The organism is Streptomyces sp. NPDC055749 (assembly GCF_053617235.1).
The window spans coordinates 81,827-95,956 of sequence record NZ_JBSHFH010000014.1; the positions used below are offsets into that span (position 1 = coordinate 81,827).

14 protein-coding genes and 1 pseudogene are annotated in these 14,130 nt (G+C 70.9%); 9 read left to right on the forward strand and 6 right to left on the reverse strand.

Annotated features, from left to right (window positions below):
* Nucleotides 1-72: 72 nt before the first annotated feature.
* Nucleotides 73-969, forward strand: a complete 897-nt coding sequence (locus ACWGO0_RS13435; RefSeq protein WP_453532731.1) for an esterase/lipase family protein — start codon at nt 73-75, stop codon at nt 967-969.
* 99 nt (nt 970-1,068) lie between these two features.
* On the opposite strand, the gene ACWGO0_RS13440 is transcribed toward ACWGO0_RS13435, so the two are convergent.
* Nucleotides 1,069-2,094, reverse strand: a complete 1,026-nt coding sequence (locus ACWGO0_RS13440; protein WP_453532734.1) for a lytic polysaccharide monooxygenase auxiliary activity family 9 protein — start codon at nt 2,092-2,094, stop codon at nt 1,069-1,071.
* 213 nt (nt 2,095-2,307) lie between these two features.
* Nucleotides 2,308-3,015, reverse strand: a complete 708-nt coding sequence (locus ACWGO0_RS13445) for a response regulator (protein WP_453532737.1) — start codon at nt 3,013-3,015, stop codon at nt 2,308-2,310.
* Between the two features lie 115 nt (nt 3,016-3,130).
* Between ACWGO0_RS13445 and ACWGO0_RS13450 the strand changes: the two genes are divergently transcribed.
* The 5 genes and pseudogenes from ACWGO0_RS13450 to ACWGO0_RS13470 form a co-directional block, all read left to right on the forward strand.
* Nucleotides 3,131-4,114 (forward strand): Bug family tripartite tricarboxylate transporter substrate binding protein, encoded by a 984-nt coding sequence (locus ACWGO0_RS13450; protein WP_453532740.1) that lies wholly within the window; start codon nt 3,131-3,133, stop codon nt 4,112-4,114.
* The gene (locus ACWGO0_RS13455) at nt 4,111-4,656 is read left to right on the forward strand and encodes a tripartite tricarboxylate transporter TctB family protein (RefSeq protein WP_453532743.1); all 546 of its coding nucleotides are present in this window, start codon (nt 4,111-4,113) and stop codon (nt 4,654-4,656) included. Before ACWGO0_RS13450 ends, ACWGO0_RS13455 begins: the two co-directional genes overlap by 4 nt.
* 3 nt (nt 4,657-4,659) lie before the next feature.
* Nucleotides 4,660-6,159 carry a tripartite tricarboxylate transporter permease gene (locus ACWGO0_RS13460; protein ID WP_453532746.1) on the forward strand — a complete coding sequence of 500 codons (1,500 nt, stop codon included), beginning with the start codon at nt 4,660-4,662 and terminating at the stop codon, nt 6,157-6,159.
* 59 nt (nt 6,160-6,218) lie between these two features.
* Nucleotides 6,219-6,683 (forward strand): GNAT family N-acetyltransferase, encoded by a 465-nt coding sequence (locus tag ACWGO0_RS13465; RefSeq protein WP_453532749.1) that lies wholly within the window; start codon nt 6,219-6,221, stop codon nt 6,681-6,683.
* A 36-nt stretch (nt 6,684-6,719) separates the two neighbouring features.
* Nucleotides 6,720-7,799 (forward strand): annotated as a pseudogene (locus tag ACWGO0_RS13470) (methyltransferase domain-containing protein); the annotation flags it as partial.
* Between the two features lie 15 nt (nt 7,800-7,814).
* Here the strand turns inward: ACWGO0_RS13470 and ACWGO0_RS13475 are convergent.
* Nucleotides 7,815-8,312, reverse strand: a complete 498-nt coding sequence (locus tag ACWGO0_RS13475; protein WP_453532752.1) for a DUF402 domain-containing protein — start codon at nt 8,310-8,312, stop codon at nt 7,815-7,817.
* Nucleotides 8,293-9,213, reverse strand: a complete 921-nt coding sequence (locus ACWGO0_RS13480; RefSeq protein WP_453532755.1) for a GNAT family N-acetyltransferase — start codon at nt 9,211-9,213, stop codon at nt 8,293-8,295. The genes ACWGO0_RS13475 and ACWGO0_RS13480 overlap by 20 nt, the downstream gene beginning before the upstream one ends.
* A gap of 121 nt (nt 9,214-9,334) precedes the next feature.
* Between ACWGO0_RS13480 and ACWGO0_RS13485 the strand changes: the two genes are divergently transcribed.
* Nucleotides 9,335-9,709, forward strand: a complete 375-nt coding sequence (locus tag ACWGO0_RS13485; protein ID WP_453532758.1) for a GntR family transcriptional regulator — start codon at nt 9,335-9,337, stop codon at nt 9,707-9,709.
* A gap of 28 nt (nt 9,710-9,737) precedes the next feature.
* Here the strand turns inward: ACWGO0_RS13485 and ACWGO0_RS13490 are convergent, their stop codons facing one another.
* Entirely contained in the window at nt 9,738-10,832 is a 1,095-nt protein-coding gene (locus tag ACWGO0_RS13490) for a DUF5925 domain-containing protein (protein ID WP_453532761.1), read from the reverse strand.
* 197 nt (nt 10,833-11,029) lie between these two features.
* Between ACWGO0_RS13490 and ACWGO0_RS13495 the strand changes: the two genes are divergently transcribed.
* Nucleotides 11,030-11,836: an SGNH/GDSL hydrolase family protein gene (locus ACWGO0_RS13495; protein WP_453532764.1), complete on the forward strand. Its 807-nt coding sequence runs from the start codon at nt 11,030-11,032 to the stop codon at nt 11,834-11,836.
* 84 nt (nt 11,837-11,920) lie between these two features.
* Here ACWGO0_RS13495 and ACWGO0_RS13500 read toward each other — a convergent pair whose 3' ends face one another.
* Complete coding sequence (locus ACWGO0_RS13500; protein WP_453532767.1) at nt 11,921-13,561, reverse strand: protein kinase domain-containing protein; 1,641 nt, start codon at nt 13,559-13,561, stop codon at nt 11,921-11,923.
* 275 nt (nt 13,562-13,836) lie between these two features.
* Between ACWGO0_RS13500 and ACWGO0_RS13505 the strand changes: the two genes are divergently transcribed.
* Entirely contained in the window at nt 13,837-14,100 is a 264-nt protein-coding gene (locus ACWGO0_RS13505; RefSeq protein WP_362840772.1) for a hypothetical protein, read from the forward strand.
* Nucleotides 14,101-14,130: the final 30 nt, after the last annotated feature.

Sequence of the window (14,130 nt, forward strand, 5' to 3'; positions counted from 1 at the left end):
CATAACTCTTGTGGTCCGGGCCGCAGGGCGCACAGACATCGCAACTCCCTTGAGCCGCAAGGAGAACACACGATGCTGCCCTGGAATCGTCCGGTGCGCACCCGCCGTGCGCGTCGGACGCTGACCGCGCTGCTCCTGGCCGTCGCAGCCTTCGCCGCCCCCACGGCCACCGCGACCGCCGCCGCCCCCACAGCCGAGACCGCCACCACGTCCCGTGGCTGGAACGACTACACCTGCAAGCCCTCCGCAGCCCATCCCCGCCCCGTCGTCCTGGTCCACGGCACGTTCGGGAACTCCATCGACAACTGGCTCGTCCTCGCGCCCTACCTCGTCAACCGCGGGTACTGCGTCTTCTCCCTCGACTACGGGCAGCTTCCGGGCGTCCCGTTCTTCAACGGACTCGGCCCGGTCGACAAATCGGCCGGACAGCTCGACGTGTTCGTGGACAAGGTGCTCGCCGCCACCGGAGCGCCCAAGGCCGACCTCGTCGGCCACTCCCAGGGCGGCATGATGCCGAACTACTACCTGAAGTTCCTCGGTGGCGCCACGAAGGTCAACGCCCTCGTCGGCCTCGCCCCCGACAACCACGGCACCACCCTCCTCGGGCTGACCAAGCTGCTGCCGCACTTCCCGGGCGCCGAGGACCTGCTCACCGCCGCCACCCCGGGCCTCGCCGACCAGGTCGCAGGATCCGCGTTCATGACCAAGCTCAACTCGCTTCCCGACACCGTGCCCGGGGTCCGCTACACCGTCATCGCGACCCGGTACGACCAGGTCGTGACCCCGTACCGCACGCAGTACCTGGACGGGCCGAACGTACGCAACGTCCTCCTCCAGGACCTGTGCGCGGTCGACCTCTCCGAGCATGTGGCGATCGGGACCATCGACCGGATCGCCTTCCACGAGGTGGAGAACGCCCTGGACCCGGCGCACGCCACCCCGACGAACTGCTTCTCGGTGATCGGCTGAGAACGGAGCCGGCGAAACCGGTTCACCGGCGAGGCGGAGGCTGCGGCTGTCCCGCACCACCGCCTCGCCGTTCACAACCGCACGGACCCGGTGAACCGGTCAGCGGCTGTGGCGAGCCGCGGAGGCCGCCCGGCGACGCGTCGACGTGAACAGGGCTGCCGCGCCGACGGCGAGTGCCGCCGCCCCGCCGATCGCGAGGTACGAGCTGCTGCTCGTGCTCCCCGTCTCGGCGAGCTCCTCGCCCGCCTGCGAGCCGTTGGCCACCGGTGCGTTGGCCGGGGAGGGAGTCGCGGTACCGGGCGTCTCAGTCCCGGCGGCCGGGGATGCCTCGGTGACCTCCGCCGCCGTACCGGCGTCGTCGTCACCGTGCCCGTTGTGCTCGACGGACGACTTCCCGGCGCCCTCGGTGATCTCCTGCTCGGAGGGGGCGGACGCCGAGGGGGCCGGGACCGCGGCGACCGAACCGCTGCCGCCCGCCGCCGCGCCGAAGGCCACGTCGGAGCAGGCGTAGAACGCCTCGGGGGAGTCCGAACGCTGCCAGACGGTGTAGATCAGCTGCCGTCCCGAACGCGCCGGCAGGGTGCCGTCGAAGACGTACGAACCGTTCTCCAGCTTGGGGTCGGTGGCCTCGGCGAACGGCTTCTCCTCCAGGTCCGACCACTTCAGCGGCTTCGCGGGGTCGTAGCCGGCCTTGGTGAGATACAGCTCGAACGCGCCCTTGTGCGGCGCGGTGGCCCGGAAGCGGAAGGTGTGACCGCCCGCCTTCATCGTGGTCGCCGGCCAGTCGGCGCGCGGCAGATCGAGCCCCTTGAACTTGTCGTTGCCCGCGCTGCACAGCTTGCCGTCCGGGATCAGTTCGCGGTGCTTGCCAGCGGCGTTGGCGATGTTCACCCCGTTCCAGTCGTACAGCGCCTGCGTGCCGCCCGCCGCGACCGCCGCCTGACAGGCAGCCGACTTCGGGCTCTCCGGACCCTCGGCGAAACAGGCCGAGACCCGGCTGACCGGGTCCGTCAGCGAACCGTGGGCGGCGGCCGGGGCGGCGGAGAGGCCGGTCAGCGCGAGAGGCGCGACGCCCAGGGCGAAGATCCCGGCGAGCTTGCGATGAACGGTCGTGATGGCGGCCATGGTGGCGTTCTCCTTCGACGGGGCACGTCTGTGTGCGGACGTCCGGTGCGGGGGGATGCGGAGCAGGGCCCGTACGGCGGTGCGACCCCCCGTTCGGATGGCGCCGACGGAACGGACCCCGTCCCGGTGATCAGCAAACTAGCCGCCGTCGAAGGCGAATCCGGCTGTCGGGAGGGCTTGAACGCCATCGTTATGGCGGGCTTAAGGAGCCGCTCAGAAGCGATTAAGGACAGCGCGGTACCGCCGCTCGGGGCGCCCCGTTCCCCCGTACCGCAGTGTCACCTCGGCCCGCCCCGTCTCCGCGAAGTACTCCAGGTAGCGGCGGGAGCTGACCCGCGAAAGGGAACCCGCCTCCGCGCACTGCGACGCGGACAGTCCCTCCGGGTGCTCGCGCAGAATCCGCTCCACCAGATCGGCGGTGTGCGCCGCGAGGCCCTTGGGCAGTTCGCGCGAGCCCGGCGGCCGGGTGCCGAAGATCCGGTCCACGTCCTCCTGCTGGGCCTCCTGGCGCGCCTCGTCGAGAGCGTCGAGCCGGTTGCGCAACGACGCCACGTGCTGCAACTGCTCCTGGAGCGCGGACGGGTGGAACGGCTTGATCAGATAGTGCAGCGCACCGGCCCGCAGCGCCGCCCGCACCACCCCCGCGTCACGGGCGGCCGTGATGAACAGCGCGTCCACACTGTGCCCGTCGGCGGCGGGATCCTCCGCCGCGCGCAGCTCCCGCAAAACGCTGATGCCGTCCATATCAGGCAAATAGATATCGAGCAGTACCAGATCGGGACGCAACTCCCGTGCCGCGCGCAGCGCTTCGGTGCCGCTGTGCGCCACCCCGACGACCGTGAACCCGTCCGTCGCGGACACATAACGGCAGTGCAGCTTCGCGACCATGAAGTCGTCGTCCACCACCAGCACTTTTGTCACGTCGACACGGTAGGGCGCGACCACAACGACCACAACGTCCGTTGATTCCGGAACGGAGACAGCTCGTTAACGCGCAGGCAACATGTGGGCCACCTCACAGAGAAAGGCGGAACCCGTGCGACTGCGCACTCCACTCGCCCTGGCCGGAGCGGCGCTCCTGGTGCTCGTGGCACCGCCGCTGCTCTCCACGGGCAGCGGCTCCGACACCGGGACGCAGATTCCCGGACTGCGCCTCATGGTCCCCAACACTCCCGGCGGCGGGTACGACATCACCGCTCGCACCGCCGCCCAGAACGCCGAGGACGCCGGACTCACCCACAACGTGGAGGTGTTCAACCTCCCCGGCGCGGGCGGCACCGTCGGCCTGGCCCGGCTCGTCGGCGAGCACGGCAACGGCAAGCTCGCCATGTCCATGGGACTCGGGGTGGTCGGCGCGGTCCACACCAACAAGTCGCCGAAGACGCTTCGGGACACGACCCCGATCGCCCGGCTCACCGAGGAGCAGGACATCGTCGTCGTCGGCAAGGACTCCCCGTACAAGACCATCGGCCAACTGGTCGAGGCATGGAAGGCGAACCCCGCCAAGCTCCCCGTCGGCGGCGGCTCCTCACCCGGCGGACCCGACCACCTCGCCCCGATGCTGATGGCGAAGGCCGCCGGAATCGCGCCGAAGAAGGTCAACTACATCCCCTTCGACGGCGGCGGCGAACTCCTCGCCTCGATCCTCGGCAACAAGGTCGCCTTCGGCGTCTCGGGCGTCGGCGAATACCTCGACCAGATCAAGGCGGGCGAGCTGCGGCTGCTCGCCGTCACAGGACCGAAGCGGGTCCCCGGCCTCGACGCCCCCACCCTCCGCGAATCCGGCCTGGACACCGATTTCACCAACTGGCGCGGCATCGTCGCCCCGCCCGGCCTCTCCGGCGCCGAGCGCGAGAAGCTCGTCGCCCTGATCCGGAAGCTGCATGACTCACCGCAGTGGAAGGACTCGATGAAGAAGAACGGCTGGGACGACGCCTTCCTCACCGGTGACGCCTTCGGAGACTTCCTGGACGCCCAGGACAAGCGGGTCGCCACGGTCCTGAAGGAGCTGGGACTGTGACCACCGAGACCCCCGCACCCGCACCCGCACCCGGTACAGCCTCGAAGCGCGGCAGCTGGCTGCGCGAGCACTCCGAACTCGGCGTCTGCGTCCTGCTTCTCGCCCTCGGCGTCCTCGTCCTCACCGACGCCCTCACCATGAGCGTCGACATCACCCAGCGCGGCCCCGTCGGCCCCAGGACCGTCCCCCTCGTCGTCGGCGCCGGACTGCTGATCGTCGCCGTCCTCCTCGCCGTCGACGTCCTGCGCGGCGGACGCGGCGAGGCCGAGGGCGGCGAGGACATCGACCTCGCCGAGCCCGCCGACTGGCGCACGGTGCTTCTCCTCGCCGGAGTCTTCCTCGCCAACGCGGTCCTCATCGGCCCGCTCGGCTTCCCGGTCTCCGGCGCGCTGCTCTTCTGGGGCTGCGCCTACGCACTCGGCAGCCGCCACTACGACCGTGATCCGCTCATCGCGGCCGGACTCTCCCTCGTGACCTACTTCGTCTTCGACAACCTGCTCGGAGTCCCCCTGCCGGGCGGCCCGCTGATGGGGGTGCTCTGACCGATGGATTCCCTCAACTCCCTCATCGACGGCTTCGGTACGGCGCTCACGCCCGTCAATCTGCTCTGGGCCGCCCTCGGCGTCCTGCTCGGCACGGCGATCGGTGTGCTCCCCGGCATCGGCCCGGCCATGGCCGTGGCGCTCCTGCTGCCGGTGACGTACGGACTCGAACCGACCGGCGCCTTCATCATGTTCGCCGGGATCTACTACGGGGCGATGTTCGGCGGCTCCACCACCTCCATCCTCCTCAACACCCCCGGGGAGAGCGCGGCCGTCGTCGCCGCGATGGAAGGACATCCGATGGCGAAGGCGGGGCGCGGCCCACAGGCCCTCGCCGCCGCCGCGATCGGTCACTTCGCGGGCGGCATGATCGGCACGATCCTGCTGGTCGTCCTCGCCCCGACCATCGCCTCGCTCGCCGTAGGCATCGGCGCCCCCGACTACTTCGCGATCATGGTGCTGGCGTTCATCGCCGTCACCTCCGTCCTGGGGTCCTCCCGCATCCGCGGTCTCTCCTCGCTCCTCATCGGCCTCACCATCGGACTGGTCGGCCTCGACCAGATGACCGGCCAGCAGCGGCTCACCTTCGGCTCGCTCCAACTGGCCGACGGCGTGGACGTGGTGATCGTCGCGGTCGGCCTCTTCGCCATCGGCGAGGCCCTCTGGGTCGCCGCGCATCTGCGCCGGTCCACAGGGGAGCCCATCCCCGTCGGCCGCCCCTGGCTGGGGAAGGCGGACGTCAGGCGCACCTGGAAGTCCTGGCTGCGCGGACCCGTCATCGGCTTCCCCTTCGGCGCGATCCCCGCGGGCGGCGCGGAGATACCCACGTTCCTCTCGTACGTCACCGAGAAGCGGCTCTCCAAGCACCGCGAGGAATTCGGCAAGGGCGCCATCGAGGGCGTCGCGGGCCCGGAGTCGGCGGCCTCCGCGTCCGCCGCGGGAACCCTCGTCTCGATGCTCACCCTCGGCCTCCCCACCACAGCCGTCGCGGCCGTGATGCTGGCCGCGTTCCAGCAGTACGGCATCCAGCCGGGCCCGCTCCTCTTCGAGCGCGAACCCGAACTGGTCTGGGGCCTCATCGCCTCGCTCTTCGTCGGCATGGTGCTGCTGCTCGCCCTCAACCTGCCGCTCGCCCCGCTGTGGGCGAAGCTGCTGCGGATCCCGCGCCCCTACCTCTACGCGGGCATCCTGTTCTTCGCCGCCGTAGGCGCGTACGCGGTCGGCGGCGAATCCTTCGACCTGGTGATCCTGCTGGTCATCGGTCTGATCGGGCTCGGCATGCGGAGGTACGGACTCCCGGTGCTTCCCGCCGTGATCGGCGTCATCCTCGGCCCGGCCGCCGAACAGCAGTTGCGGCGGGCGCTCCAGATCAGTGACGGCAGCGTCTCGGGCCTGGTCAACACGCCGTTCTCCGTGACGGTGTACGTGGTGGTCGTGCTGATCCTGGCCTGGCCCCTGGTGAAGAAGCTGGTGGTACGCCGCAGGTCAGCGGCCCGGAAGTAGTCCCCGGTACGAGGGGGCCGCCCGGAATCGCACGGGCGGCCCCCTCGTACCGTGACTCCATGACAGCTGCCCCGGCCGACGAGATCCGTGCCGCAACCGCCGCCGACGTGCCCGCCGTACGGGCCGTCACCGATGCCGCGTACCGCCACTACATCGCCCGCATCGGCGTCGTCCCGGCTCCCATGGAGGCGGATCACGCGGCGGACGTCGCCGCGGGACACGTGTACGTCACCGGCGACCCGGACGTCGTCGGTGTGGTGGTCCTCGTCCCGCACGAGGACCACCTCTTCCTGGAGAGCGTCGCCGTCCACCCGGACGCGGCCGGCCGGGGAGTGGGCAGGCGCCTTCTCGCCTTCACCGACGAACACGCCCGCACACTCGGCCTCCCCGAGGTCCGGCTCTACACGAACGCCCTGATGTGGGAGAACCAGAAGCTGTACCCGCGCCTCGGCTACGAGCTGGTGGAGCGGCGCGTCGACGGACCGTACGACCGGTTCCACTACCGCAAGCGGCTCATGGACTGAACTGCGTTGTCAGTGGTGGCTGACACCATCGGACCCATGACGACGATCGACTGGGATGCCGCCGCCGACACCTTCGACGAGGACCCCGACCACGGGCTGCTCGACCCCGCGGTCCGCGCGGCCTGGGCGCGGCGGCTGGAGAGCTGGCTGCCCGGCACGGACTCCGATGTCCTCGACCTCGGCTGCGGCACCGGAAGCCTTTCGCTGCTTGCCGCCGAGCAGGGCCACCGGGTCACGGCCGTGGACGCCTCACCGAGAATGGCGGACCTGGCCCGGGACAAACTCGCCGGGACCGGCACCGATGTGCTGGTCGGGGACGCGGCCCGACCCCCGGTGGGTGACCGCAGATTCGACGTGATCCTGGCCCGGCACATGGTGTGGCTCCTGCCCGACCCGGCGACCGCGCTGCGCCACTGGCTCGGTCTGCTGCGGCCGGGCGGCCGGTTCGTGTTGATCGAAGGGGTCTGGGGCGGGGCGGGCATCCCGGCCGAGCGCCTGACCGCGCTGCTCGCACGACTCACCGAGCGCGTCCACCACGAGCGGCTCTCCGACGACCCGGCCCTCTGGGGCAGGCGGGTCGACGACGAGCGGTATGCGGTGCTCGCGCACACCCGGCCGCCGCACAGACACAGCGAGGTCGTCGACGTTCATCTCATCCTGCGCCGAGGTTCCGAGGTCCTGCTCGCCCGCCGCGCCGGTACGGGATACGCGGACGGCCTGCTCCACGCGCCGTCCGGCCATGTGGAGGGCGGCGAGGACGTCCGCGAGGCGATGATCCGCGAGACGGCCGAGGAGATCGGCATCGCCCTGGACCCGGCCGAGCTACGGGTGGCACTGGTCATGCAGCACAGGGGCCCCGGCGGCGCCCCACGCATCGGCTGGTTCTTCGAGGCGGAGTACGACCCCTCCCGCCCACCGCGCAACGCGGAACCCGACAAGTGCTCGGAACTGACCTGGTCCCCGCTGGACGACCTCCCGGACGACATGGTCGCGTACTGCCGTGCGGGGCTGGACGGTTACCGGGCGGGGGAGCGCTTCCTGATCCACTGGCACGAGGACGGCGACCCCGTCGCGTACGAGGCCCGGGGCCCACGACGGGCGGTGCCGTTGCCGGCCACATGACAGCCGGGATCAGGCCAGCAGCCCCGACAGGCCCTCCGCGCGGGCGAGCTGTTCCAGCTCGTCCAGCGCCCGGACGGCTGCCCCGGCCGCCTCCGGGTCCCGGTCCGTGAGGCCGCTCTCCTCGAACTCGTCCTCGTCCAGGCGGAGGACGGACGAGCCGTCCGCCGACACCCACAGGTCGAGGTCCAGGTCCTCGACCAGCAGTTCGCCGTCGCGGAGCACGGCCGGGCGGGTCACGTCGCAGTACCAGCCCTTCAGCACGCCGTCACCGGTGCGGACCTCCTTCACCGCGAACCAGCGGTCGCGCCAGTAGTGCTCGGTGAAGACGTCGCCCGGTTCGAACCGTACGAAGCCGAAGTCCCGGACTCCGGGCGCGGCCCAGGGCGCCCGTACCGTCACGCGGTTGCCGTCGTCGCTGACCAGGTCCGCCGGGTAACTGATCTTGGTCCGGCCCGCCTTCGTAAGGGCGACGACCAGCCCGGCGGGCTCAGCCGAACGTGCGGACATGACGTACCTCCGTGGCGCAGATCTCGTAGCCGAACCATTTGTTGACCGCCAGCATCGGGCCGTTGCCCGCGTCGTTGCCGGTGTACGCGTCCGTGTATCCCGCGGCCCTGGCCCTGTGCAGGGAGTCGTTCTTCACGAGCTTGGCCAGGCCCCGGCCGCGGTACGCCCGCCGGGTGCCGGTCATGCCCGTCGAGTAGCGGGTCAGGCCGTCGGTGTTGGCCGCGCTGAAGGCCGCCACCACACCGTCCACCACCGCGACCGAGGTGAGTTCCCGGTCCAGGCCGGGATGGCGCCAGGTGTGGTTCAGCCAGTCCTCGTAGTCCGTGAGCTCGGTCGGGGTGTCGCTCGGCTCGTCCCCCGTGACTTCGGCGTCGGCCTCGAACAGCGGTCGCGGGTCGTCGGTGAAGTCGGCGGCCGTACGCAGCTCGACCCCGGCGGGGGCTTCCTGCCGCTCGGGCAGGGTGCCGTTCGCCAGATCGAGGTGGAGGAAGTGCGCCGGCCTGCTCGCCACGTAGCCGCGCCTGCGGGCGAACTCGCGGTTGGCCGGCTCGTCGAGCACCCACGAGTAGACCGCGACCGCGCCCGCCTCGGCCAGATATCCCTCGGCGGTGCTCAGGAGCAACGAGCCGGCCCCGCGCCCGAGCCGGTCCGGGCGGGTGTACGGATTGCAGAAGCCCTGACCGGGCTCCGCGCTGTCGTACGAGATGCCGACCTGCGCCGTGCCGATGATCTCCCCGTCCTCCTCGGCGACGAGCTGGCGGTACCGCTTGTCGGGGTGGGCGTTCGCCAGTTCGAAGGCGACCTGTTCCGCGGTGGTCACCATGTACGGCAGCGCGGCACGCCGCACCTGGACCCATGCCTCGGTGTCGGCGGGCCGGATGTCGCGAACGATCACAGTCATGCGGCGGAGGCTACGCGGAGCGCGGCACAGGGCGCCTCCGAATTTCCGGCCGAGGGGAACAGCCGAGGGGAACAGCCGAGGGGAACAGCCATGGGGGACCGCCGTGGGGGACAATCGTGCGGTGACCCTGAAGATCGCTCTTGACCCGGATGCCGACACCGCCCCGTACGAGCAACTGCGCACGCAGATCTCCGAACAGGCCCGCTCCGGCGCCCTGCCCGTCGGCTACAAACTGCCGACCGTCCGCGGCTTCGCCGAAGAACTGGGCCTCGCCGCCAACACCGTGGCCAAGGCGTACCGGGCGCTGGAGGCGGACGGGGTGATCGAGACCCGTGGCCGCAACGGCACCTTCGTCGCGGCGGCGGGGGACGCGGCGGACCGTAAGGCGGCGGCTGCCGCGCAGGAGTACGCCGAACAGGCGAGGCGGCTCGGTCTTTCGCGGGCCGAGGCGCTGTCCCTCGCGGAGGATGCGGTGCGGGCGGCGTACGGGAGGTGACCGTACGGGAGGTGACCGGGTGGTGGGCTCAGAGATACAGACCCGAGTCCGCGCCCGCGTCCTGCTTCGGTACCGACGCGGGACCGCTTCCGCGCCGCAGGGCGTACAGCTCGGCGAGTGTCGCGCCGTCCCGGCCGAGACCCTCCTCCGTGCCCAGCCAGGAGACCGACTCCTTGCGGGTCAGTGAACCCACCTCGATCCGGGCCAGACAGCGGCCGGGCCTGACGACCGCCGGGTGGAGCCGTTCCAGGTCCTCGTTGGTGGTCACCCCGACCAGCACATTGCGGCCCTGGCCCAGCAGCCCGTCCGTCAGGTTCAGGAGCCTGGACAGTGCCTGGCCCGCCGTGTGCTTGGCCTCGCCGCGGATCAGTTCGTCGCAGTCCTCCAGGAGCAGCAGCCGCCACCGCTCCTTCGACGTCCCGTCGTCCTCGCCGATCGCGATGTCCATCAGATAGCCGACGTCGTTGAACAGCCGCTCCGGATCGAGTACGCAGTCGACCTGGCACCAGTCCCGCCAGGACCGGGCGAGCGTACGCAGCGCGGAGGTCTTGCCCGTGCCCGGCGGGCCGTGCAGCAGGAGGAGCCGGCCCGAGATGTCGTCGGGCGTGACCTTCATCAGCCGGTCCATCGCATCGGCCACCGGAGCCGTGTAGTTGCGGCGGACGTCCTCCCATGTGCCTGCGGCGATCTGCCGGGTGGTGCGGTGCGGGCCGCGGCGGGGCGAGACGTACCAGAAGCCCATGGTCACGTTCTCGGGCTGTGGCTCCGGTTCGTCCTGGGCGCCTTCCGTCGCCTGCCCCAGGACCTTTTCGGCCAGCTCCGAACTGGTCGCGGTGACCGTGACATCGGCACCCCGGTTCCACCGGGAGATCAGCAGCGTCCATCCCTCGCCCTCGGCGAGCGTGGCGCTGCGGTCGTCGTCACGGGCGGCCCGCAGCACCGTGGCCGACGGGGGCAGCAGCGTCGCCGCCTTCTTGACGCGGTCGAGCGAGGAACTGTGCGAGTACGGCTGCTCGCCCGTCGCGAAACGGCCCAGGAACAGCGCGTCGACGACGTCGGCCGGGGAATCGCTGTCGTCGACATTCAGCCGGATCGGCAGTGCGGACTCGGGGTTGGCAGACATGGCGTCCATGATCCGGCACGGGACCGTCCGGTGCACCCAGGTTTCGTCAGCTGGTGCCGCCCGCCCGCTGTCGGTGTGACGGGCGCTCAGGGGGGCGTCATGAAGCACTCGTCCAACGTTCTTGGCATGGACACTTCCAAAGTACCGGTCGGTACTGCTACCACGGAGTAGGCAGAAACCCTGCTCAAGGAGGTTCCATGAAAATGTCCAGACTCGTGGCGTTCTCGTCCTCTCTCCTCATCGGTGCGGTACTCGCCCTGACCGGGTCGGGTACCGCACAGGCCGCCGAATCGGCGGCCGGCGACTACGTCGCACTCGGCGACTCCTACTCGTCAGGAGTCGGCGCTGGCAGCTACATCAGCTCCAGCGGCGACTGCAAGCGCAGCACCCGCGCCTACCCCCAGCTCTGGGCCGCCGCCAACTCGCCCAGCTCGTTCGCCTTCACCGCCTGCTCGGGCGCCCGCACGAACGATGTGACGGCCAATCAGCTCGGCCCGCTGAACTCCTCCACCGACCTGGTCTCGATCTCCATCGGAGGCAATGACGCGGGCTTCGCCGACGTCATGACCACCTGTGTCCTCCAGTCGGAGGCCACCTGTCTCAGCCGGGTCGCCACGGCCCGTGCCTATGTCGACTCGACCCTGCCCGGCAGGCTCGACTCCGTGTACAACGCGATCAGCGCCAAAGCCCCCGCCGCCCACGTCGTCGTCCTCGGCTACCCCCGCTTCTACAAGCTGGGCGGCAGTTGCATCGCCGGACTCAGCGAGAACGAGCGCGCCGCCATCAACGGCGCCAGCGACTACCTCAACGCGGCCACCGCCAAGCGCGCCGCCAACCACGGCTTCACCTTCGGTGACGTCAGGCCGACCTTCACCGGCCACGAGATCTGCTCCGGCAGCGCCTGGCTGCACAGCGTGAACTGGCTGAACATCGGCGAGTCCTACCACCCCACCGCGGCCGGACAGTCCGGCGGCTACCTGCCGGTCCTGAACTCGACTGCCTGACGCACCCGCCTGACGCACCCGCCTGACGCACCCGCCTGACGCACCCGCCTGACGCACCCGCCTGACCGCACCCGCCCCGCCCGCTCACTGCCCGGCCGACACCTCGGCCGTCGGGAGGGAGGCCCCGTCCGTCGGGGTCTCCCGCTCGCAGGTCACCGCGTACTCCACCCCGTTCGACGTGACGGCGACGGGAGCGCGGACCTCCAGGACGATCGTCCCCCGGTACGTATCCTCGGGCGAACCCTCCTGCTGGTACGTCAGTTCCGTATGCGACACCTGCTTCGTCTTCCCGTCGCCCGCGGCGAAGTCCAGGGACTTCCAGCCCGGATCGGAGCCCGTGCCCCCTTCGAGCGCCCAGCGGTACTCGACCGTCGCGGGCGTACGCCCCACGGTGACGGTCGCGACGACCGCGGGCGCCAGCCCGTGCGGTGGCGGGCACGCACCCTCGTAACTGCCGCGCAACGCCGTCAGATACACCGTCACCGACTGCGGCAGCTGCGTTGCTCCGCCGTGGCCCTTGTTCCCGTCCGTTTCCCCACCGCCCTGCCGCGTGCTCACGGGCGACCTCCCCGGAGTGCTCGTGGCGCGCGGTCTGTCCGGGCTGCTCGTGACCGCGGCCGGGGCGCTGGTCGTCGCGCCCGCGCCGGTGATTCCCGGGTCCTTCTCGTTGTTGTTGTTCGCGAGTGCCCAGACGATCGTGCCCACCGCGAGCAGCGCCGCCACGCCCAGGGCTGCCGCAGCACCGGCCCTGCGCGAGCCACCGCGAGGCGGAGCGGCGGAAGGGTGCGGTACGGGTGTGGTCGGCGCCGTGCGCGGTCCGGAGCCCGGCAGCGGAGTCCCCGCCGTCACGGTCGGGCTCGACGCACCGGCCGCCACCGCGCCGCCAGCCGTCCTGGTGCTTCCGCCCGCCACGGCGCGCAGCCGCTGCTCGGCGTCCCCGGCGGTGAGCCGGTCGGCGGGGTTCTTGCGCAGCAGGCCCTCGATGACCGGTGCGAGCGCCCCCGCCCTGCGGGGCGGCGGCAGTTCCTCGTCGACCACGGCACGCAGGGTGCTCAGCGGGGTGTTCTGCCGGAACGGGGAGTTTCCCTCGGTCGCGGCGTACAGAAGCACTCCGAGCGACCACAGGTCGGATTCGGGCCCCGGCGTGCGCCCCAGCGCGCGTTCCGGAGCGAGGAATTCGGGCGATCCGATCAGTTCGCCCGTCATGGTGAGGGCGGACGACCCCTCCACCATGGCGATGCCGAAGTCGGTCAGGACCACCCGGCCGTCATTGGCGAGCAGGACGTTGCCGGGCTTCACATCGCGGTGCAGCACCCCGGAGTCATGGGCGCCGCGCAGCGCCGCCAGTACCTCCGCGCCGATGTGCGCGGCCCGCCGGGGCGGCATGGGGCCATCGGCGTCCAGCACCTCGGAGAGCGAGAGGCCCCGGACCAGCTCCATGACGATCCATGGCCGGCCGTCCTCGGTGGCCACGTCGTACACGGTCACGACATTGCGGTGCGAGATCCGCGCCGCCGCCCACGCCTCCCGTTCGAGGCGGGTGTAGAGCCGCTGTACGTCCGGCCCGGGAAGCCCGGCCGGTGCCCGGACCTCCTTCACGGCGACCTCGCGCCCCAGCACCTCGTCGCGCGCCCGCCACACGACGCCCATCCCGCCCTGGCCGAGGGGTCCCAGCAGGCGGTAGCGCCCCGCGACCAGTCTTTCGTTGCCCGGCACTTCGCTCACGGTGATCCCCCATCAGCAGCGGCGGCGGCAGCAAGGCGAAACCACTCCAAGTTAGCTCAACCCGGCCTCCGCACAGCCCCCTTGTGCAGGGTTCATCCCGTTCGGGTCCGGCCTCCGTCATGTCCAACTCGCCCTGGAATCGGCGGGATTCGGTAACTGGTCGTCAACCTCCGTATACGTGTGCGCAATCCTTGGGCCGGGATACACGAGTGCCGCCGAGGGGCGATAGGGTTAACCTGCCCGGGCCGGGTGCCCTCGTACGGGTGGGGAGTGACATGGAACAGATAACGGTGCGCAGCAGGGCGCGTGTGCCTGCCATCACGTGTGGGAGCAGTGCGACAAGCTCGCGCCTCGACCGCCATCTCGCAGTGCTCGGCGGTCCCGCCGTCCCGCAGCGCGAGTCGGCGGAAGCGACGCTGCTGATGCGTGAACTGACCTCGCGCGACGCCGCGCACACCCGCCGGAGCAGGAGCGCGCGTGTCTCGCTCTTCGCGCCGCTGCGGCGACTGCGACGCTCGCTCTTCGGCAGCCGCCGCTGACCCGACGGCATGTCACCACTGATCCGGCCC

Excerpts from the sequence above, each read along its gene's own strand:
- ACWGO0_RS13435 (WP_453532731.1), top strand. The coding sequence starts at position 73 with ATGCTGCCCTGGAATCGTCCGGTGCGCACCCGCCGTGCGCGTCGGACG.
- ACWGO0_RS13440 (WP_453532734.1), bottom strand. The coding sequence starts at position 2,094 with ATGGCCGCCATCACGACCGTTCATCGCAAGCTCGCCGGGATCTTCGCC.
- ACWGO0_RS13460 (WP_453532746.1), top strand. The coding sequence starts at position 4,660 with ATGGATTCCCTCAACTCCCTCATCGACGGCTTCGGTACGGCGCTCACG.
- ACWGO0_RS13465 (WP_453532749.1), top strand. The coding sequence starts at position 6,219 with ATGACAGCTGCCCCGGCCGACGAGATCCGTGCCGCAACCGCCGCCGAC.
- ACWGO0_RS13475 (WP_453532752.1), bottom strand. The coding sequence starts at position 8,312 with ATGTCCGCACGTTCGGCTGAGCCCGCCGGGCTGGTCGTCGCCCTTACG.
- ACWGO0_RS13480 (WP_453532755.1), bottom strand. The coding sequence starts at position 9,213 with ATGACTGTGATCGTTCGCGACATCCGGCCCGCCGACACCGAGGCATGG.
- ACWGO0_RS13490 (WP_453532761.1), bottom strand. The coding sequence starts at position 10,832 with ATGTCTGCCAACCCCGAGTCCGCACTGCCGATCCGGCTGAATGTCGAC.
- ACWGO0_RS13495 (WP_453532764.1), top strand. The coding sequence starts at position 11,030 with ATGAAAATGTCCAGACTCGTGGCGTTCTCGTCCTCTCTCCTCATCGGT.
- ACWGO0_RS13505 (WP_362840772.1), top strand. The coding sequence starts at position 13,837 with ATGGAACAGATAACGGTGCGCAGCAGGGCGCGTGTGCCTGCCATCACG.